The sequence below is a fragment of the Pseudomonas sp. QE6 genome (assembly GCF_041379005.1).
In the GTDB taxonomy this organism is placed as follows: domain Bacteria; phylum Pseudomonadota; class Gammaproteobacteria; order Pseudomonadales; family Pseudomonadaceae; genus Pseudomonas.
The window spans coordinates 1732619-1750485 of sequence record NZ_CP166873.1; the positions used below are offsets into that span (position 1 = coordinate 1732619).

Annotated in this window: 14 protein-coding genes, 6 tRNA genes and 3 rRNA genes; 21 read left to right on the forward strand and 2 right to left on the reverse strand. The window is 57.5% G+C overall.

Going from position 1 to position 17867, the window contains the following annotated elements; translation table 11 throughout:
* The first annotated feature begins 109 nt into the window (after nt 1-109).
* Entirely contained in the window at nt 110-460 is a 351-nt protein-coding gene (erpA, locus tag ACAW63_RS07860) for an iron-sulfur cluster insertion protein ErpA (protein ID WP_275609970.1), read from the forward strand.
* 57 nt (nt 461-517) lie between these two features.
* Here the strand turns inward: erpA and ACAW63_RS07865 are convergent, their stop codons facing one another.
* Both ACAW63_RS07865 and ACAW63_RS07870 read right to left on the reverse strand, forming a co-directional pair.
* Entirely contained in the window at nt 518-1609 is a 1092-nt protein-coding gene (locus ACAW63_RS07865) for an anhydro-N-acetylmuramic acid kinase (protein WP_371232881.1), read from the reverse strand.
* Between the two features lie 3 nt (nt 1610-1612).
* Nucleotides 1613-3058, reverse strand: coding sequence for a peptidoglycan DD-metalloendopeptidase family protein (locus ACAW63_RS07870; protein ID WP_371232882.1), 1446 nt, complete (start codon nt 3056-3058; stop codon nt 1613-1615).
* 182 nt (nt 3059-3240) lie between these two features.
* Between ACAW63_RS07870 and tyrS the strand changes: the two genes are divergently transcribed.
* The 20 genes from tyrS to rplL all read left to right on the forward strand — a co-directional run bounded on the left by tyrS (nt 3241) and on the right by rplL (nt 17820).
* The gene (gene tyrS, locus ACAW63_RS07875) at nt 3241-4440 is read left to right on the forward strand and encodes a tyrosine--tRNA ligase (RefSeq protein WP_371232883.1); all 1200 of its coding nucleotides are present in this window, start codon (nt 3241-3243) and stop codon (nt 4438-4440) included.
* Nucleotides 4441-4984: 544 nt separating this feature from the next.
* Nucleotides 4985-6520: ribosomal RNA gene (locus ACAW63_RS07880) — 16S ribosomal RNA — on the forward strand.
* Nucleotides 6521-6584: 64 nt separating this feature from the next.
* A tRNA-Ile gene (locus tag ACAW63_RS07885) sits at nt 6585-6661 on the forward strand.
* A 27-nt stretch (nt 6662-6688) separates the two neighbouring features.
* Nucleotides 6689-6764: transfer RNA gene (locus ACAW63_RS07890), tRNA-Ala, on the forward strand.
* A gap of 232 nt (nt 6765-6996) precedes the next feature.
* A 23S ribosomal RNA gene (locus ACAW63_RS07895) occupies nt 6997-9887 on the forward strand.
* A gap of 131 nt (nt 9888-10018) precedes the next feature.
* Nucleotides 10019-10134 (forward strand): 5S ribosomal RNA (rrf, locus tag ACAW63_RS07900).
* The 16S, 23S and 5S rRNA genes sit together here with 2 tRNA genes alongside, the layout of an rRNA operon.
* Nucleotides 10135-10270: 136 nt before the next feature.
* Nucleotides 10271-11215, forward strand: coding sequence for a bifunctional biotin--[acetyl-CoA-carboxylase] ligase/biotin operon repressor BirA (gene birA, locus ACAW63_RS07905; RefSeq protein ID WP_371232885.1), 945 nt, complete (start codon nt 10271-10273; stop codon nt 11213-11215).
* The gene (locus tag ACAW63_RS07910; protein WP_371232887.1) at nt 11205-11954 is read left to right on the forward strand and encodes a pantothenate kinase; all 750 of its coding nucleotides are present in this window, start codon (nt 11205-11207) and stop codon (nt 11952-11954) included. Before birA ends, ACAW63_RS07910 begins: the two co-directional genes overlap by 11 nt.
* Before the next feature lie 9 nt (nt 11955-11963).
* A complete protein-coding gene (locus ACAW63_RS07915; RefSeq protein WP_371232889.1) occupies nt 11964-12641 on the forward strand; it encodes an SPOR domain-containing protein in 678 nt (225 codons plus the stop codon).
* 141 nt (nt 12642-12782) lie between these two features.
* Nucleotides 12783-12867, forward strand: a tRNA-Tyr gene (locus ACAW63_RS07920).
* Between the two features lie 25 nt (nt 12868-12892).
* Nucleotides 12893-12966, forward strand: a tRNA-Gly gene (locus ACAW63_RS07925).
* Between the two features lie 19 nt (nt 12967-12985).
* Nucleotides 12986-13061, forward strand: a tRNA-Thr gene (locus ACAW63_RS07930).
* An 83-nt stretch (nt 13062-13144) separates the two neighbouring features.
* A complete protein-coding gene (gene tuf, locus ACAW63_RS07935; RefSeq protein WP_371232891.1) occupies nt 13145-14338 on the forward strand; it encodes an elongation factor Tu in 1194 nt (397 codons plus the stop codon).
* 53 nt (nt 14339-14391) lie between these two features.
* Nucleotides 14392-14467, forward strand: a tRNA-Trp gene (locus ACAW63_RS07940).
* 44 nt (nt 14468-14511) lie between these two features.
* The gene (gene secE, locus ACAW63_RS07945; RefSeq protein WP_275609977.1) at nt 14512-14880 is read left to right on the forward strand and encodes a preprotein translocase subunit SecE; all 369 of its coding nucleotides are present in this window, start codon (nt 14512-14514) and stop codon (nt 14878-14880) included.
* Nucleotides 14881-14889: 9 nt separating this feature from the next.
* On the forward strand, nt 14890-15423 hold the full coding sequence (gene nusG / locus ACAW63_RS07950) for a transcription termination/antitermination protein NusG (RefSeq protein WP_015475310.1): 534 nt from the start codon (nt 14890-14892) through the stop codon (nt 15421-15423).
* Between the two features lie 119 nt (nt 15424-15542).
* Nucleotides 15543-15974 carry a 50S ribosomal protein L11 gene (gene rplK, locus ACAW63_RS07955; protein ID WP_275609978.1) on the forward strand — a complete coding sequence of 144 codons (432 nt, stop codon included), beginning with the start codon at nt 15543-15545 and terminating at the stop codon, nt 15972-15974.
* Nucleotides 15974-16669 carry a 50S ribosomal protein L1 gene (rplA, locus tag ACAW63_RS07960; RefSeq protein WP_275609979.1) on the forward strand — a complete coding sequence of 232 codons (696 nt, stop codon included), beginning with the start codon at nt 15974-15976 and terminating at the stop codon, nt 16667-16669. The genes rplK and rplA overlap by 1 nt, the downstream gene beginning before the upstream one ends.
* Nucleotides 16670-16871: 202 nt before the next feature.
* Nucleotides 16872-17372 carry a 50S ribosomal protein L10 gene (gene rplJ / locus ACAW63_RS07965; RefSeq protein WP_015475313.1) on the forward strand — a complete coding sequence of 167 codons (501 nt, stop codon included), beginning with the start codon at nt 16872-16874 and terminating at the stop codon, nt 17370-17372.
* A 76-nt stretch (nt 17373-17448) separates the two neighbouring features.
* Entirely contained in the window at nt 17449-17820 is a 372-nt protein-coding gene (rplL, locus tag ACAW63_RS07970) for a 50S ribosomal protein L7/L12 (protein WP_275609980.1), read from the forward strand.
* Nucleotides 17821-17867: the final 47 nt, after the last annotated feature.

Here is a 17867-nt window from a genome sequence, read left to right on the forward strand (position 1 = left end):
ATTGATCTGGACCAAAGGATGAGTCGGATTAGTTGACCGTTTTTCTGGGGTAAGCGGATAATAGCCCGCAATGTTGTAACGTACGGCCTCGGCCGGGAGAGTTGTCACCATGACCATCGAAACCTTCACCCCCACCCCGCTGGTGTTTTCCCACGGCGCTGCAAACAAGGTGAAGAACCTGATCGACGAAGAAGGCAATCCGCGTCTGAAGCTGCGGGTGTTCGTCACGGGCGGTGGCTGCTCGGGCTTCCAGTACGGGTTTACCTTCGATGAGGACACCGCGGACGACGACACCATTGTCGAGCGCGACGGCGTCAGCCTCGTGGTCGATCCGATGAGCTTCCAGTACCTTGCCGGTGCGGAAGTGGATTACCAGGAAGGCCTCGAAGGTTCGCGGTTCGTCATCAAGAACCCGAACGCAGCGACCACCTGCGGCTGCGGTCAGTCCTTCTCGATCTGATGCAGTAGTAATGAAAACGCCGCGCAATTGCGCGGCGTTTTTGTTTCTGCAGTCGACTCAGGCAGGGTAGAGCGCGCCCAGAATGCGCGGCCCTTGGGCGGCGGTGACTTCCGGGCAGTTGCCGGGCCGGCGCTCGATGAACCGATGGGCCAGCCAGGCGAAGGCCATGGCTTCCATCCACTCCGGCGGCACGCCGCGGTCGATGCTGCTGATCACGCTTGCGCCAGACATATGCGCGGCCAGGCGTTGCATCAGGGTGGTGTTGAACGCTCCGCCGCCACAGACCACCACTTCCTCGCAGCCCGGCTGCGCATCCAGAAGCGCGGCGGCAATACTGTGTGCCGTCAGCTCCAGCAGGGTCGCCTGCACATCTTCGGCCTTCGCCGGACCGTGCTTGGCCAGCACCGATGTCAGCCAGTTCAGGTTGAAGCGTTCGCGGCCGGTGCTCTTCGGGCCCTTGGCGGCAAAGAAGTCGTCCGCCAGCATCGCCCGTAGCAGAGACTGGTCGATACTGCCGCTGGCTGCCCACGCGCCATCACGATCGTAGGCCTCGCCACGTTGCTCCTGAATCCAGGCATCCAGCAGCACATTGCCCGGGCCGCAGTCGAACCCACGGACGGGCTTGCCAGGGCTGAGCAGGGAAACGTTGCTGAAACCGCCGACATTGAGGATCGCGCACTCGCGGCTGTCGCTGCCGAACAAGGCCTGGTGGAAGGCCGGGACCAAGGGCGCACCCTGGCCGCCGGCAGCCACGTCGCGACGACGGAAGTCAGCCACCACATCGATACCGGTCAGCTCGGCGAGCAGCGCGGGATTGCCGATCTGTACGGTGAACCCCAGCTGCGGCTCGTGGCGAATGGTCTGGCCGTGGCTGCCGATGGCGCGAATCTCACTGGCATCCAGTGTCTCGCGGGCCAGGAGCTCGTTGATGCCTTGGGCCGCCAGGCGAACCCAGTTGTTTTCCGCAAGGGCGGAGCGGGCGATTTCGTCGGGGCCGGAGGAGCAGAGCGCCAGGAGATCGGCGCGCAGGGTCGGCGGCATGGGAAGGTAATGGGAGGCGAGCAGCGTGGTCTGCTCGCCTTGCTCGATCAGGGCGATGTCCAGTCCGTCGAGACTGGTGCCGGACATCACCCCCAGATAGCGCGGCATGGCTCAGCGCTTGTTCAGGGCCAGGAAGGTTGCCTTCTCCTGGTCCATGCGAGCGATCAGCGGTTGGGTCTGAGCGAGGAAGCGCTTGCGTTCCGGCCCACTCAGCGGGTCGGCCGTCGGCAGCTTGGCGCTCAGCGGATCGACGTGCTGGCCGTTGACCTGGAACTCGTAATGCAGGTGCGGGCCGGTGGCGAGGCCGGTCATGCCGACGTAACCGATGATCTGGCCCTGCTTCACCGCCACACCGGAGCGGATGCCCTTGGCGAAGCGACTCATGTGGCCGTACACCGTGCGATAGCGCTGACCGTGCTGGATGACCACGGCGTTGCCGTAACCGCCCTTGCGGCCGGCTTCGAGGATCTTGCCGTCGCCAGTGGCCTTGATCGGCGTGCCGATCGGCGCCGCGTAGTCCACGCCCTTGTGTGCGCGAATCTTGTTCAGGATGGGGTGGAAGCGCCCGATCGAGAAGCGCGAGCTGATGCGGGCGAAGTCCACCGGGGTGCGGATGAACGCCTTGCGCATGCTGCTGCCGTCGGCGCGCAGGTAGCTGGTGTTGCCCTGCTTGGTGGTGTAGCGCACCGCGGTGTATTCCTTGCCGCGGTTGACGAAGCGGACAGCGAGGATGCTGCCGGTGTTGACCTGCTTGCCGTTCACCTGCTGGGATTCGTAGATCACATCGAACTCGTCGCCTTCGCGAATATCCTGGGCGAAGTCGATGTCGTAGCCGAGGATATTGGCCATCGACATGATCAGGTCGTGGGACAGGCCTGCGTTCTTGCCGGCGGCGAACAGCGAACTGTCGATGCGGCCGTGGGCGTAGTTGGCGTGCACCGACGGTTTGACCAGGTCGCGCTTGAAGTCATAGCCCTTGGCGGACTTGCTCAGGCTGATGGTCTCCATGTCGCTGCGCTTGACCTTCAGGCCCTGCAGGTCGCCCTTGGCGTCAATGAGGAAATCCACGTCTTGGCCGACATCGAGACGAGTGAACTGCTTGGCGTCCTTGTTGGCGGCAAGCATGTCGTGCACGACGTTCGCCGGCAGGCCGGCCTTCGCGAACACGTTGGAAAGAGTGTCGCCCTTGCCCACGGTCACGCTCTTCCACGCAGGCTCTGCGGGGGCGGAGGGGGAGGCTTGTTTACTCGAGTCGGCGAGATCGTTCTTCTTGTCCGCGTCTTTTCCGGCGCTGTTCTGGTTATCGGACGAGCCTTCTATCTGTGCAAAGGGAGAAGAGCCGTCGTCTTCCGTGACCGGGGTGGGTCGAAGATCGTCTTTTTCCTGAATGATGCGGTCTGTACCGCTCTCCAGCTCCAGATTGAGCGTGGTCTTCTTCGCCTCGACCTCGGCCGAGGGGAACACCAGCAGAGCCAGGCTGAGGAGCGCTGCTACACCGCTTGCGGCCAGCAGATGGCTCTTCGGGTAGTACGGCGCTTTCTGATCGGATTGCGTCATGGCGTGAGTGGTGTTTTGGGAATGTGAAATAACTGCCTAAAATATAACCAAATTCCTTCAGAGGCAACCCTGCTGACGGGCTTCTGACGTCCTGTCCTCTGGCGCCGGGCAAAACTTGTTTTTAGTGCCTGTTCTTGTATCGTTGGTTCCCTTTCGCAATTCGCAACGTACAGGAACCTGCAATGAAGTCGGTCGAAGAGCAGCTGGCGCTGATCAAGCGCGGAGCAGACGAAATTCTCGTGGAGGCCGAGCTGATTGAAAAGCTCAAGCGCGGCCAGCCCCTGCGTATCAAGGCCGGCTTCGACCCGACCGCCCCCGATCTGCACCTCGGTCACACCGTTCTAATTAATAAGCTGCGCCAGTTCCAGGATCTGGGGCATCAGGTGATCTTCCTGATCGGTGACTTCACTGGGATGATCGGTGACCCCAGTGGGAAAAGTGTTACCCGTCCTCCCCTCACTCGCGAGCAGGTTCTCGAGAACGCCGAGACCTACAAGGCACAGGTTTTCAAGATCCTCGACCCCGCGAAGACCGAAGTGGCCTTCAATTCCACCTGGATGGACCAGCTTTCCCCCGCTGACTTCATTCGCCTGGCTTCCCAGTACACCGTCGCCCGTATGCTGGAACGCGATGATTTCAGCAAGCGCTATGCCAACAACCAGTCCATCGCCATTCACGAGTTCCTTTATCCGCTGGTTCAGGGTTACGACTCGGTAGCGCTGCGCGCTGACGTGGAGCTTGGCGGCACCGACCAGAAGTTCAACCTGCTGATGGGGCGTGAGCTGCAGCGTGCGTACGACCAGGAGCCGCAGTGCATCCTGACCATGCCGCTGCTGGAAGGTCTGGATGGCGTGAAGAAGATGTCCAAGTCCCTGGGCAATTACATTGGCATCCAGGAAGCGCCGGGCGTCATGTACAGCAAGCTGGTCTCCATTCCGGACACCCTGATGTGGCGTTACTTCGAGCTGCTGAGCTTCCGCTCCATGGAAGAGATCGAAGGCTTCAGGAAGGATGTAGAGGCTGGCGCCAACCCGCGCGACATCAAGATCAAGCTGGCCGAGGAAATCGTTGCTCGCTTCCACGGCGAAGAGGCTGCCGCTTCGGCGCACAAGTCCGCCGGCAACCGCCTGAAGGATGGCGAGCTGCCGGAAGACCTGCCGGAAGTGGAAGTCGCTGCGGCTGAAGACCTGCCGATCGGCGCTGTCCTTAATAAGGCTGGCCTGGTGAAGAACTCCGCAGTGGCTCGCGACCTGCTGTCTTCCAGTGGTGTGCGTGTGGATGGCGAAGTCGTGGATCGCAGCTTCGTCTTCAAGATCGGCGCTACCCACGTCCTGCAGGCCGGCAAGAAGGCCTTCGCACGCGTCACCCTGGTCGCCGAGTAAAGAAAGTTTAAAAAAGTCGTTGACGGGCATTTTCAAGTCCCTATAATGCGCACCACTCCCAGCGACGAAGTGCTGAAAGAGCTTGAAAATCAAGCACTTATAAAGCTCGAAGTTGAGAGTGGTGGTCCGGCAGGTGAATCGCTTGCCGCTGTTCACTGACTGCTTCGGCAGTGAGTCGAAAAGAAGATCGCCGAGGTGCTTGACAGTGAGTTTGATCGCTGTAGAATGCGCCTCCCGCTGATGAGAAGGTTTCCTTCGCTGAAGCGCAAGCGGTTGAGTAGAAAAGAAAATTTTCGAAAACAATGCTTGACAAGATGAGACGCTGCTGTAGAATGCGCGCCTCGGTTAAGACGAAAGCCTTGACCAACTGCTCTTTAACAAGTCGAATCAAGCAATTCGTGTGGGTGCTTGTGATGTAAGACTGATGATCGACTGATTATCAGCAGCGCAAGTAACACTCGTGAATTCGAGAGTTTTAGCTCTTTAAATAGAGCATGCGATTGCTGAGCCAAGTTTAGGGTTTTCGCAAAACCCAAGCAGTATTGAACTGAAGAGTTTGATCATGGCTCAGATTGAACGCTGGCGGCAGGCCTAACACATGCAAGTCGAGCGGATGAGTGGAGCTTGCTCCATGATTCAGCGGCGGACGGGTGAGTAATGCCTAGGAATCTGCCTGGTAGTGGGGGACAACGTTTCGAAAGGAACGCTAATACCGCATACGTCCTACGGGAGAAAGCAGGGGACCTTCGGGCCTTGCGCTATCAGATGAGCCTAGGTCGGATTAGCTAGTTGGTGGGGTAAAGGCCTACCAAGGCGACGATCCGTAACTGGTCTGAGAGGATGATCAGTCACACTGGAACTGAGACACGGTCCAGACTCCTACGGGAGGCAGCAGTGGGGAATATTGGACAATGGGCGAAAGCCTGATCCAGCCATGCCGCGTGTGTGAAGAAGGTCTTCGGATTGTAAAGCACTTTAAGTTGGGAGGAAGGGCAGTAAGTTAATACCTTGCTGTTTTGACGTTACCAACAGAATAAGCACCGGCTAACTTCGTGCCAGCAGCCGCGGTAATACGAAGGGTGCAAGCGTTAATCGGAATTACTGGGCGTAAAGCGCGCGTAGGTGGTTTGGTAAGATGGATGTGAAATCCCCGGGCTCAACCTGGGAACTGCATCCATAACTGCCTGACTAGAGTACGGTAGAGGGTGGTGGAATTTCCTGTGTAGCGGTGAAATGCGTAGATATAGGAAGGAACACCAGTGGCGAAGGCGACCACCTGGACTGATACTGACACTGAGGTGCGAAAGCGTGGGGAGCAAACAGGATTAGATACCCTGGTAGTCCACGCCGTAAACGATGTCGACTAGCCGTTGGAATCCTTGAGATTTTAGTGGCGCAGCTAACGCGATAAGTCGACCGCCTGGGGAGTACGGCCGCAAGGTTAAAACTCAAATGAATTGACGGGGGCCCGCACAAGCGGTGGAGCATGTGGTTTAATTCGAAGCAACGCGAAGAACCTTACCTGGCCTTGACATGTCCGGAACCTTGCAGAGATGCGAGGGTGCCTTCGGGAATCGGAACACAGGTGCTGCATGGCTGTCGTCAGCTCGTGTCGTGAGATGTTGGGTTAAGTCCCGTAACGAGCGCAACCCTTGTCCTTAGTTACCAGCACCTCGGGTGGGCACTCTAAGGAGACTGCCGGTGACAAACCGGAGGAAGGTGGGGATGACGTCAAGTCATCATGGCCCTTACGGCCAGGGCTACACACGTGCTACAATGGTCGGTACAGAGGGTTGCCAAGCCGCGAGGTGGAGCTAATCCCACAAAACCGATCGTAGTCCGGATCGCAGTCTGCAACTCGACTGCGTGAAGTCGGAATCGCTAGTAATCGTGAATCAGAATGTCACGGTGAATACGTTCCCGGGCCTTGTACACACCGCCCGTCACACCATGGGAGTGGGTTGCTCCAGAAGTAGCTAGTCTAACCGCAAGGGGGACGGTTACCACGGAGTGATTCATGACTGGGGTGAAGTCGTAACAAGGTAGCCGTAGGGGAACCTGCGGCTGGATCACCTCCTTAATCGAAGATCGCAGCTTCTTCATAAGCTCCCACACGAATTGCTTGATTCACTGGTTAGACGATTGGGTCTGTAGCTCAGTTGGTTAGAGCGCACCCCTGATAAGGGTGAGGTCGGCAGTTCGAATCTGCCCAGACCCACCAATTGTTGTGGTGTGCTGCTGATCCGATGGGGCCATAGCTCAGCTGGGAGAGCGCCTGCTTTGCACGCAGGAGGTCAGGAGTTCGATCCTCCTTGGCTCCACCATCTCTAAATCGTCGAAAGCTCAGACAGGAATGTTCGGTGTAACGAACCTTGCTGTCTGGTCTTTGTGCCAGAACTGTTCTTTAAAAATTTGGGTATGTGATAGAAGTAGACTGAATGATCTCTTTCACTGGTGATCATTCAAGTCAAGGTAAAATTTGCGAGTTCAAGCGCGAATTTTCGGCGAATGTCGTCTTCACGTTCGAGACAGTAACCAGATTGCTTGGGGTTATATGGTCAAGTGAAGAAGCGCATACGGTGGATGCCTTGGCAGTCAGAGGCGATGAAAGACGTGGTAGCCTGCGATAAGCTTCGGGGAGTCGGCAAACAGACTTTGATCCGGAGATCTCTGAATGGGGGAACCCACCTAGGATAACCTAGGTATCTTGTACTGAATCCATAGGTGCAAGAGGCGAACCAGGGGAACTGAAACATCTAAGTACCCTGAGGAAAAGAAATCAACCGAGATTCCCTTAGTAGTGGCGAGCGAACGGGGACTAGCCCTTAAGCTTCTTTGAATCTAACAGAACGCTCTGGAAAGTGCGGCCATAGTGGGTGATAGCCCCGTATGTGAAAGGTTCTTTGAAGTGAAATCGAGTAGGACGGAGCACGAGAAACTTTGTCTGAATATGGGGGGACCATCCTCCAAGGCTAAATACTACTGACTGACCGATAGTGAACCAGTACCGTGAGGGAAAGGCGAAAAGAACCCCGGAGAGGGGAGTGAAATAGAACCTGAAACCGTATGCGTACAAGCAGTGGGAGCCTACTTGTTAGGTGACTGCGTACCTTTTGTATAATGGGTCAGCGACTTATATTCAGTGGCGAGCTTAACCGTATAGGGAAGGCGTAGCGAAAGCGAGTCTTAATAGGGCGATTTAGTCGCTGGGTATAGACCCGAAACCGGGCGATCTATCCATGAGCAGGTTGAAGGTTAGGTAACACTGACTGGAGGACCGAACCCACTCCCGTTGAAAAGGTAGGGGATGACTTGTGGATCGGAGTGAAAGGCTAATCAAGCTCGGAGATAGCTGGTTCTCCTCGAAAGCTATTTAGGTAGCGCCTCACGTATCACTCCAGGGGGTAGAGCACTGTTTCGGCTAGGGGGTCATCCCGACTTACCAAACCGATGCAAACTCCGAATACCTGGAAGTGTCAGCGTGGGAGACACACGGCGGGTGCTAACGTCCGTCGTGAAAAGGGAAACAACCCAGACCGTCAGCTAAGGTCCCAAAGTTGTGGTTAAGTGGTAAACGATGTGGGAAGGCTTAGACAGCTAGGAGGTTGGCTTAGAAGCAGCCACCCTTTAAAGAAAGCGTAATAGCTCACTAGTCGAGTCGGCCTGCGCGGAAGATGTAACGGGGCTCAAACCACACACCGAAGCTACGGGTGCATCGTAAGATGCGCGGTAGAGGAGCGTTCTGTAAGCCTGTGAAGGTGAGTTGAGAAGCTTGCTGGAGGTATCAGAAGTGCGAATGCTGACATGAGTAACGACAATGGGTGTGAAAAACATCCACGCCGAAAGACCAAGGGTTCCTGCGCAACGTTAATCGACGCAGGGTTAGTCGGTCCCTAAGGCGAGGCTGAAGAGCGTAGTCGATGGGAAACAGGTTAATATTCCTGTACTTCTAGTTACTGCGATGGAGGGACGGAGAAGGCTAGGCCAGCTTGGCGTTGGTTGTCCAAGTTTAAGGTGGTAGGCCGAACACTTAGGCAAATCCGGGTGTTCAAGGCCGAGAGCTGATGACGAGTCGTCTTTTAGATGATGAAGTGGTTGATGCCATGCTTCCAGGAAAAGCTTCTAAGCTTCAGGTAACTAGGAACCGTACCCCAAACCGACACAGGTGGTCGGGTAGAGAATACCAAGGCGCTTGAGAGAACTCGGGTGAAGGAACTAGGCAAAATGGCACCGTAACTTCGGGAGAAGGTGCGCCGATGAGGGTGAAGCATTTACTGCGTAAGCCCATGTCGGTCGAAGATACCAGGCCGCTGCGACTGTTTATTAAAAACACAGCACTCTGCAAACACGAAAGTGGACGTATAGGGTGTGACGCCTGCCCGGTGCCGGAAGGTTAATTGATGGGGTTAGCGAAAGCGAAGCTCTTGATCGAAGCCCCGGTAAACGGCGGCCGTAACTATAACGGTCCTAAGGTAGCGAAATTCCTTGTCGGGTAAGTTCCGACCTGCACGAATGGCGTAACGATGGCGGCGCTGTCTCCACCCGAGACTCAGTGAAATTGAAATCGCTGTGAAGATGCAGTGTATCCGCGGCTAGACGGAAAGACCCCGTGAACCTTTACTGTAGCTTTGCACTGGACTTTGAGCCTGCTTGTGTAGGATAGGTGGGAGGCTTTGAAGCGTGGACGCCAGTTCGCGTGGAGCCATCCTTGAAATACCACCCTGGCATGCTTGAGGTTCTAACTCTGGTCCGTCATCCGGATCGAGGACAGTGTATGGTGGGCAGTTTGACTGGGGCGGTCTCCTCCTAAAGAGTAACGGAGGAGTACGAAGGTGCGCTCAGACCGGTCGGAAATCGGTCGCAGAGTATAAAGGCAAAAGCGCGCTTGACTGCGAGACAGACACGTCGAGCAGGTACGAAAGTAGGTCTTAGTGATCCGGTGGTTCTGTATGGAAGGGCCATCGCTCAACGGATAAAAGGTACTCCGGGGATAACAGGCTGATACCGCCCAAGAGTTCATATCGACGGCGGTGTTTGGCACCTCGATGTCGGCTCATCACATCCTGGGGCTGAAGCCGGTCCCAAGGGTATGGCTGTTCGCCATTTAAAGTGGTACGCGAGCTGGGTTTAGAACGTCGTGAGACAGTTCGGTCCCTATCTGCCGTGGACGTTTGAGATTTGAGAGGGGCTGCTCCTAGTACGAGAGGACCGGAGTGGACGAACCTCTGGTGTTCCGGTTGTCACGCCAGTGGCATTGCCGGGTAGCTATGTTCGGAATAGATAACCGCTGAAAGCATCTAAGCGGGAAACTAGCCTCAAGATGAGATCTCACTGGGAACTTGATTCCCCTGAAGGGCCGTCGAAGACTACGACGTTGATAGGTCGGGTGTGTAAGCGCTGTGAGGCGTTGAGCTAACCGATACTAATTGCCCGTGAGGCTTGACCATATAACACCCAAACAATTTGTGTGTTCGATGGTGAAGTCGACGAACCGAAAGTTCGTGTGAACCGCAAATGACTGTCACATACCCGAATTCGGATGAGCGTGTGTGAATGCCACGAGCGTCCTAAAGAATTGCTTGACGACCATAGAGCGTTGGAACCACCTGATCCCATCCCGAACTCAGCAGTGAAACGACGCATCGCCGATGGTAGTGTGGGGTTTCCCCATGTGAGAGTAGGTCATCGTCAAGCACCTATCCCAAAGCCCCTGGTTAGCGAAAGCTGGCCGGGGGTTTTGCTTTTGCGCGCGGGAAAGTCGGCAGCTTTGCTGCATAGGCAAGCCCGGCATGCCTCTATATGATGCGTGCCTGAATATTGCGGGGGTGATATGCAGACCTTGCTGACATTGCTGAGCGACGGCCGCTTCCATTCAGGAGAGGAGCTTGGTGCTCTGCTGGGCGTGAGCAGAAGTGCCGTCTGGAAACGCCTCGAAGGTTTCGAGCGCGACTACGGAATGGTGGTGCAGAGAGTGCGCGGCCGTGGTTATCGCCTGGAAGAGCCGCTGAGCATCATCGCGCCCAGGCCGGACTCCGGTCCCTGGCCTCTGGATGTGCTTTTCTCCATCGACTCCACCAATGCCGAAGTGCTGCGGCGACTCTCCGCAGGGATGGCTGCGCCGTTCGCTATTCTGGCTGAGCGCCAAACTGCCGGCCGTGGCCGGCGTGGGCGCCAGTGGGAAAGCCCGTTCGGCGCCAACCTTTATTACACCCTGGGCATTACCGTTCGCGGAGGCGCCAAGGAGCTCGAAGGGCTGAGCCTCGTTGTTGGGCTTGGTGTCGCGCGAGCCATTCGCTCCCTGGGTGTTGCCGATGTCGGGCTCAAGTGGCCAAACGATGTCCTGGTCGATGGCAGGAAAATCGCTGGCATATTGCTGGAGCTCACCGGGGATCCGGCCGATATCTGCAGTGTCGCTATTGGTGTCGGCATCAACGTGAATATGCGCAAGGCAGAGGCTATCGATCAGCCCTGGACCTCGCTGCGCGAATCTCTGGGCAAGCTGGTCGACCGCAATGCGCTGCTCGAGGTGCTGGAGTCGGAGCTTGCCCAGGTGCTTTCCCGCCACCGCGAGCAAGGCTTCTCTGCCAGCCTCGAGGAGTGGGAGTCTCTTCATCTTTGGCAGGGGAAGCAGGTCAAGCTATCCACTGCCTCCAATAATATCGTTGGACGCGCGTTGGGCATCGATGAACGAGGCGCTTTGCGCCTTCTGGTCGATGGGCAGGAGCAGCGTTACAGCGGAGGCGAGCTGAGCCTGAGGTTGTCTGATGATTCTTGAATTGGATTGCGGTAATAGCCTGATCAAGTGGCGGGTGGTCAGAAAACACGACCTGGTGACTGTCGCCGGGGGTGTGGCCGATTCTGATCCGGCGCTGCTTGCACAGTTGCAGGCAAACGGGGCTCTGGAGATCCGCTATTGCCGCATGGTGAGTGTGCGCAGTGAGCAGGAGACCGAAGCGCTGCGCAGCTCGCTCGAAAATGAGTTTCCCGTCTCGGTTCAGGTTGCCGCGGCGGCGAAAGAGCTAGCAGGCGTGGTGAACGGCTATCGCGAATACCAGCGGCTGGGCATGGATCGTTGGCTCGCCTTGGTGGCCGGACATTGTCTGGCGGGGCGTGGCTGCCTGGTGATCGATCTCGGCACCGCAGTGACGTCCGATCTGGTGGATGCTTCCGGGCGCCACCTGGGTGGGTACATCGCCCCGGGTATGCCGTTGATGCGCAGCCAGTTGCGGACGCATACACGCCGTATTCGCTATGACGACGAAGCGGCCCACGAGGCGCTGCAGAATCTGTTGCCGGGCCAGGAAACCTCTGAGGCGGTAGAGCGGGGCTGCGTCCTGATGCTTCGGGGCTTCGTGCGGGAGCAATACGCACTCGCGAGTCGTCTGCTGGGCGACGAATGTGCGGTGTACCTCACCGGAGGGGACGCCGAACTCGTGAAGGACGAGCTTGCGCGTGCCGTGGTGCTTCCGGATCTGGTGTTTCTCGGCCTGGCGCTCGCCTGCCCGATTGAGTGAGTCTGATCGATGCGTTGGTTCTTTCTGTTCCTGTTGGCATTGAACGTCTTCTATTACGTATGGCATCAGCAGCAGGCGCCGCTCCGCCCCAAGGAAGTTGCGCCCCTGAGTCTGTTCCATAGCGAGCAGAAGAATATTCGCCTGCTGAGCGAGTCGAGCGAGGCGCCTCAGCGTCGGCAGGCTGATGAAAAGCCGGCGGCCCCGGCGTCCGCCTGCCTGTTCCTGGGGAGTTTCCCGGCCGAGGAGCGCGCCCGGCTGCTGGCGCAGCGACTTATCAGTCTGGATGTGCAGGCATCGGTGCAGACGGTGGATGCGGCTGCCGGTATGGATTACTGGGTGTATCTGCCGCCACTGGCTTCACGCCAGGCCTCGTTGTGGCAGCTGCGTGAACTGCAGGCGCGCAAGATCGACAGTTACATCATTACCGAGGGCGATCTGGCGGATGGCATCTCGCTGGGGATCTTTCAGCGCAAGGACTCCGCAGACAGCATCGTGGAACGCCTGAAGTCGGCGGGGTATGACGCGCTGATCCGCGAATTGGCACGCTCGCAGCACGATTATTGGGTGCAGGTCGCCCCGGAGAGCAGTCGCCTGGTGGATGATTCCCTGGTGCGCCAACTGGGCTCGGATTTCCCTGAGCTGCAAAAACAAACAATGCCGTGCAAAAGCGTTGCAAGCCCTCAATAGTTTGAATAGAATGGCGCCCGCTTCACAGGGGTGACCTGAAAAGGGAATGTACTGGAAGCCGTTGTCGAAGAGCTAAGCTCAAGTTTTTTAAAGAAAAACAGTTGACAACGCGGTGGCAGGCTGTAGAATGCCGCCTCACTCGGAGGGGTTCCCGAGCGGCCAAAGGGATCAGACTGTAAATCTGACGTCTCAGACTTCGAAGGTTCGAATCCTTCCCCCTCCACCAGTTTCAAGCGTGAGCCTCAAGCTCCGCGGGTATAGTTCAGTGGTAGAACCTCAGCCTTCCAAGCTGATGATGCGGGTTCGATTCCCGCTACCCGCTCCAAGTTTGTTGCTTATGTCTTGCTCATGTAGCTCAGCTGGTAGAGCACACCCTTGGTAAGGGTGAGGTCAGCGGTTCAAATCCGCTCATGAGCTCCATCTCGCAAAGGCAGATATGAAAATATCTGCCTTTGTTTTAATGGTGACGTGACTTTCTCAATTCCTTATGGGAGGCGGACAAGATGGCTAAAGAAAAGTTTGAGCGTAACAAGCCGCACGTAAACGTCGGCACCATCGGTCACGTTGACCACGGTAAAACCACTCTGACCGCTGCTCTGACCAAGGTCTGCTCCGAGACCTGGGGCGGCTCCGCTCGCGCTTTCGACCAGATCGACAACGCGCCGGAAGAGAAGGCTCGTGGTATCACCATCAACACCTCTCACGTTGAATACGACTCGCCCGTTCGCCACTACGCGCACGTAGACTGCCCGGGCCACGCCGACTACGTGAAGAACATGATCACCGGTGCTGCCCAGATGGACGGCGCGATCCTGGTTTGCTCGGCTGCTGACGGCCCCATGCCGCAGACCCGCGAGCACATCCTGCTGTCCCGTCAGGTAGGCGTTCCTTACATTGTCGTGTTCCTGAACAAGGCCGACATGGTTGACGACGCCGAGCTGCTGGAGCTGGTCGAGATGGAAGTTCGCGACCTGCTGAACACCTACGACTTCCCGGGTGATGACACTCCGATCGTCGTTGGTTCCGCTCTGATGGCTCTGAACGGCCAGGACGACAACGAGATGGGCGTTTCCGCCGTGCGCAAGCTGGTAGAGACCCTGGACTCCTACATCCCTGAGCCGGTTCGTGCAATCGACCAGCCGTTCCTGATGCCGATCGAAGACGTGTTCTCGATCTCCGGTCGTGGCACCGTGGTAACCGGTCGTGTTGAGCGCGGCATCGTCAAGGTTCAGGAAGAAGTGGAAATCGTCGGCATCAAGGCGACCACCAAGACCACCTGCACCGGCGTTGAAATGTTCCGCAAGCTGCTCGACGAAGGTCGTGCTGGTGAGAACGTCGGCGTCCTGCTGCGCGGCACCAAGCGTGAAGACGTAGAGCGTGGCCAGGTTCTGGCCAAGCCGGGCACCATCAAGCCGCACACCAAGTTCGAGTGCGAAGTGTACGTGCTGTCCAAGGAAGAAGGTGGTCGTCACACCCCGTTCTTCAAGGGCTACCGTCCGCAGTTCTACTTCCGTACCACCGACGTGACCGGCAACTGCGAACTGCCGGAAGGCGTTGAGATGGTAATGCCGGGCGACAACGTGAAAATGGTTGTCACCCTGATCGCTCCGATCGCCATGGAAGAAGGTCTGCGCTTCGCGATCCGCGAAGGCGGCCGTACCGTTGGCGCCGGCGTGGTTGCCAAGATCATCGAATAATCGATTGATCTTTTCCCCTCAGGCCGGCATAATGGTCGGCCTGACTTTGTTCTAGGCCAGTAGCTCAATTGGCAGAGCGGCGGTCTCCAAAACCGCAGGTTGGGGGTTCGATTCCCTCCTGGCCTGCCAGATTCCTCAAGATCTGGCACTTCTTTAAACGGGATTCCTAGCAGATGAATGCGAAGGTAGAAGCCAAAGAGTCGCGTCTTGATCTCTTGAAGTGGCTTGTGGTTGCGGTGCTGGTTGTAGTGGCGGTGGTTGCCAACCAGTATTACTCGGCGCAACCGATCTTCTATCGCGTTCTCGGTATTCTCGTAATGGCTGCTGCTGCAGGCTTCACTGCGCTGCAGACCGTCAAGGGGCGTGCATTCTTTACTCTCGCTAAAGAGGCTCGCGCCGAGATTCGCAAGGTTGTATGGCCGTCTCGTCAAGAGACAACTCAGACCACGCTGATCGTAGTGGCAGTAGTGCTGGTAATGGCGCTGGTGCTTTGGGGGCTCGACTCCCTGCTGGGTTGGCTGGTTTCCATGATCGTAGGTTAAGGGTGTTCCGTGGCTAAGCGTTGGTACGTTGTGCATGCCTACTCGGGTTACGAGAAGCATGTCATGCGCTCGCTGATCGAGCGGGTCAAACTGGCCGGCATGGAAGACGGGTTTGGTGAGATTCTCGTCCCCACCGAAGAAGTCGTGGAGATGCGGAACGGCCAGAAGCGCAAGAGTGAGCGCAAGTTCTTCCCCGGCTATGTCCTGGTGCAGATGGAAATGAACGAGGGTACTTGGCACCTGGTCAAGGATACTCCTCGCGTCATGGGCTTCATTGGTGGTACTGCCGATAAGCCGGCTCCGATCACCGATAAGGAAGCTGACGCCATCCTGCGTCGTGTTGCCGATAGTGGTGACAAGCCGAAGCCGAAGACCCTGTTCGAGCCGGGCGAGACCGTTCGTGTGATCGATGGTCCGTTCGCTGACTTCAACGGCGTCGTCGAAGAGGTTAACTACGAAAAGAGCCGCATCCAGGTCGCTGTGCTCATTTTCGGTCGCTCTACCCCGGTAGAGCTGGAGTTCAGCCAGGTAGAGAAAGTTTAACTGGCACAATGAATCCCACACCCCGCAGCCCTAGGCTGCGGGGTTTTGTCGTCATTGGGATAAACGCGAAAGCAACCGGGGAGCCCGTCAGGGCGCTTGACCCGAATTTGGAGTAGCAAATGGCTAAGAAAATCCAGGCTTACATCAAGCTGCAAGTAAAGGCCGGCCAGGCCAACCCGTCGCCGCCCGTTGGCCCGGCTCTGGGTCAGCACGGCGTGAACATCATGGAATTCTGCAAGGCGTTCAACGCCAAGACCCAGGGCATGGAACCTGGTCTGCCGACTCCTGTGATCATCACCGTTTACAGCGACCGCAGCTTCACCTTTGAAACCAAGAGCACCCCGGCATCCGTTCTGCTGAAAAAAGCAGCCGGCATCTCCAGCGGCTCCGCTCGTCCGAACTCCCAGAAAGTGGGCACTGTTACCCGTGCTCAGCTGGAAGAGATCGCCAAGGCCAAGCAGGCTGACCTGACCGCTGCTGACCTGGACGCTGCCGTACGTACCATCGCTGGCTCCGCGCGCAGCATGGGCCTGAACGTGGAGGGTGTGTAATGGCTAAGCTGACCAAGCGTCAAAAGGCTATCGCCGAGAAGGTTGAAGCCGGCAAGCAATACGGCTTCGAAGATGCCGCCAAACTGCTGGCCGAACTGTCGACCATCAAGTTCAAGGAATCCGTAGACATCGCCATCAATCTGGGCGTTGATCCGCGTAAATCCGACCAGGTCGTGCGTGGCGCCACCGTTCTGCCGAACGGTACCGGCAAGTCCGTACGCGTTGCCGTCTTCACCCAGGGTCCGGGCGCTGAAGCTGCTCTGGCTGCCGGTGCTGACAAGGTCGGTATGGACGAACTGGCTGCCGAAATGAAGGCCGGTGACCTGAACTACGACGTCGTCATCGCTTCCCCGGACGCCATGCGCGTTGTTGGCCAGCTGGGCCAGGTACTCGGTCCGCGCGGCCTGATGCCGAACCCGAAAGTCGGCACCGTGACTCCGGACGTCGCTACCGCCGTCAAGAACGCCAAGGCCGGTCAGGTACGTTTCCGTACCGACAAGAACGGCATCATCCACGCTTCTGTTGGCAAGATCGACTTCGAGCCGGCCAAGCTGAAGCAGAACGTGGAAGCGCTGCTGAGCGATCTGAAGCGTCTGAAGCCGTCCTCCTCGAAGGGCGTGTACGTTCAGCGCGTAACCCTGAGCACCACCATGGGCCCGGGTCTGCAGATCGATCAGGCTTCGCTGGAAGGCTGATGAACTAAGTCGAGCAGTGGGTTCGCCCACTGTTCGCAGGTATTGGGGTCCCTGCCTGGCGGGGGCTGTCCAAGACCGTAGGCGGCGCAAGCCTTAAACCTCAAGCCTACGCAGATGGTGCTCCCGATTCGTTAACCGAATCAGACACCAAAACGCCGTCCGGCTCCGGCTGGACGAATCGGTAACATCCAGGAGTAAACCCGTGGCAATTAAACTCGAAGACAAGAAGGCCATCGTCGCTGAAGTCAACGAGGCTGCCAAAGCCGGTCTGTCCGCTGTCGTGGTTGATGCACGCGGCGTGACTGTCGGCGCAATGACCGGACTCCGTAAAGAGGCCCGCGCAGCTGGTGTGTACGTGAAAGTCGTACGTAACACCCTGCTCAAGCGCGCCGTTGAAGGCACTCAGTTTGAAGTGCTCAACGACGTGTTCAAGGGCCCGACCCTGATTGCTTTCTCCAACGAACATCCGGGCGCTGCCGCTCGTATCTTCAAGGAGTTTGCCAAGGGTCAGGACAAGTTCGAGATCAAGGCGGCCGCGTTCGAGGGTCAGTTCCTCGCAGCCAATCAGATCGACGTGCTGGCGACCCTGCCGACCTACAACGAAGCCGTTGCACAGCTGATGAGCGTCATTCAGGGCGCTACCAGCAAGCTGGCTCGTACTCTGGCGGCAATTCGCGATCAGAAAGAAGCTACCGCAGCCTAAGGCTCGGCAACTGCTTTCAACCTTTTTTGTTTAATTCGATGGCCTTAGGCCGTCACCCAATACAGGAATTAGAGTCATGGCTCTGACCAACGAAGACATCATCAACGCCGTATCCGAAATGTCCGTCATGCAGATCGTTGAACTGATCAAGGCGATGGAAGAGAAGTTCGGCGTTACCGCTGCTGCCGCTGTTGCTGCTGGCCCGGCTGCTGGCCCGGCTGCTGCTGCTGAAGAGCAGACCGAGTTCACCATCGTCCTGGCCGAAGCTGGCGACAAGAAAGTGAACGTGATCAAGGTCGTTCGTGAACTGACCGGCCTGGGCCTGAAAGAAGCCAAGGCTGTCGTTGACGGCGCCCCGGGCGTGGTCAAGGAAGGCGCTTCGAAAGAAGAAGCCGAAGCTGCCAAGAAAGCCCTGGAAGAAGCAGGCGCCAAGGTCGAGCTCAAGTAAGTTCGGACCTTGCGTCTACAGCCCGAGCGTTAAGCGACAGGCTGATG

Excerpts from the sequence above, each read along its gene's own strand:
- erpA (WP_275609970.1), top strand. The coding sequence starts at position 110 with ATGACCATCGAAACCTTCACCCCCACCCCGCTGGTGTTTTCCCACGGC.
- ACAW63_RS07865 (WP_371232881.1), bottom strand. The coding sequence starts at position 1,609 with ATGCCGCGCTATCTGGGGGTGATGTCCGGCACCAGTCTCGACGGACTG.
- ACAW63_RS07870 (WP_371232882.1), bottom strand. The coding sequence starts at position 3,058 with ATGACGCAATCCGATCAGAAAGCGCCGTACTACCCGAAGAGCCATCTG.
- tyrS (WP_371232883.1), top strand. The coding sequence starts at position 3,241 with ATGAAGTCGGTCGAAGAGCAGCTGGCGCTGATCAAGCGCGGAGCAGAC.
- birA (WP_371232885.1), top strand. The coding sequence starts at position 10,271 with ATGCAGACCTTGCTGACATTGCTGAGCGACGGCCGCTTCCATTCAGGA.
- ACAW63_RS07910 (WP_371232887.1), top strand. The coding sequence starts at position 11,205 with ATGATTCTTGAATTGGATTGCGGTAATAGCCTGATCAAGTGGCGGGTG.
- ACAW63_RS07915 (WP_371232889.1), top strand. The coding sequence starts at position 11,964 with ATGCGTTGGTTCTTTCTGTTCCTGTTGGCATTGAACGTCTTCTATTAC.
- tuf (WP_371232891.1), top strand. The coding sequence starts at position 13,145 with ATGGCTAAAGAAAAGTTTGAGCGTAACAAGCCGCACGTAAACGTCGGC.
- secE (WP_275609977.1), top strand. The coding sequence starts at position 14,512 with ATGAATGCGAAGGTAGAAGCCAAAGAGTCGCGTCTTGATCTCTTGAAG.
- rplK (WP_275609978.1), top strand. The coding sequence starts at position 15,543 with ATGGCTAAGAAAATCCAGGCTTACATCAAGCTGCAAGTAAAGGCCGGC.
- rplA (WP_275609979.1), top strand. The coding sequence starts at position 15,974 with ATGGCTAAGCTGACCAAGCGTCAAAAGGCTATCGCCGAGAAGGTTGAA.
- rplL (WP_275609980.1), top strand. The coding sequence starts at position 17,449 with ATGGCTCTGACCAACGAAGACATCATCAACGCCGTATCCGAAATGTCC.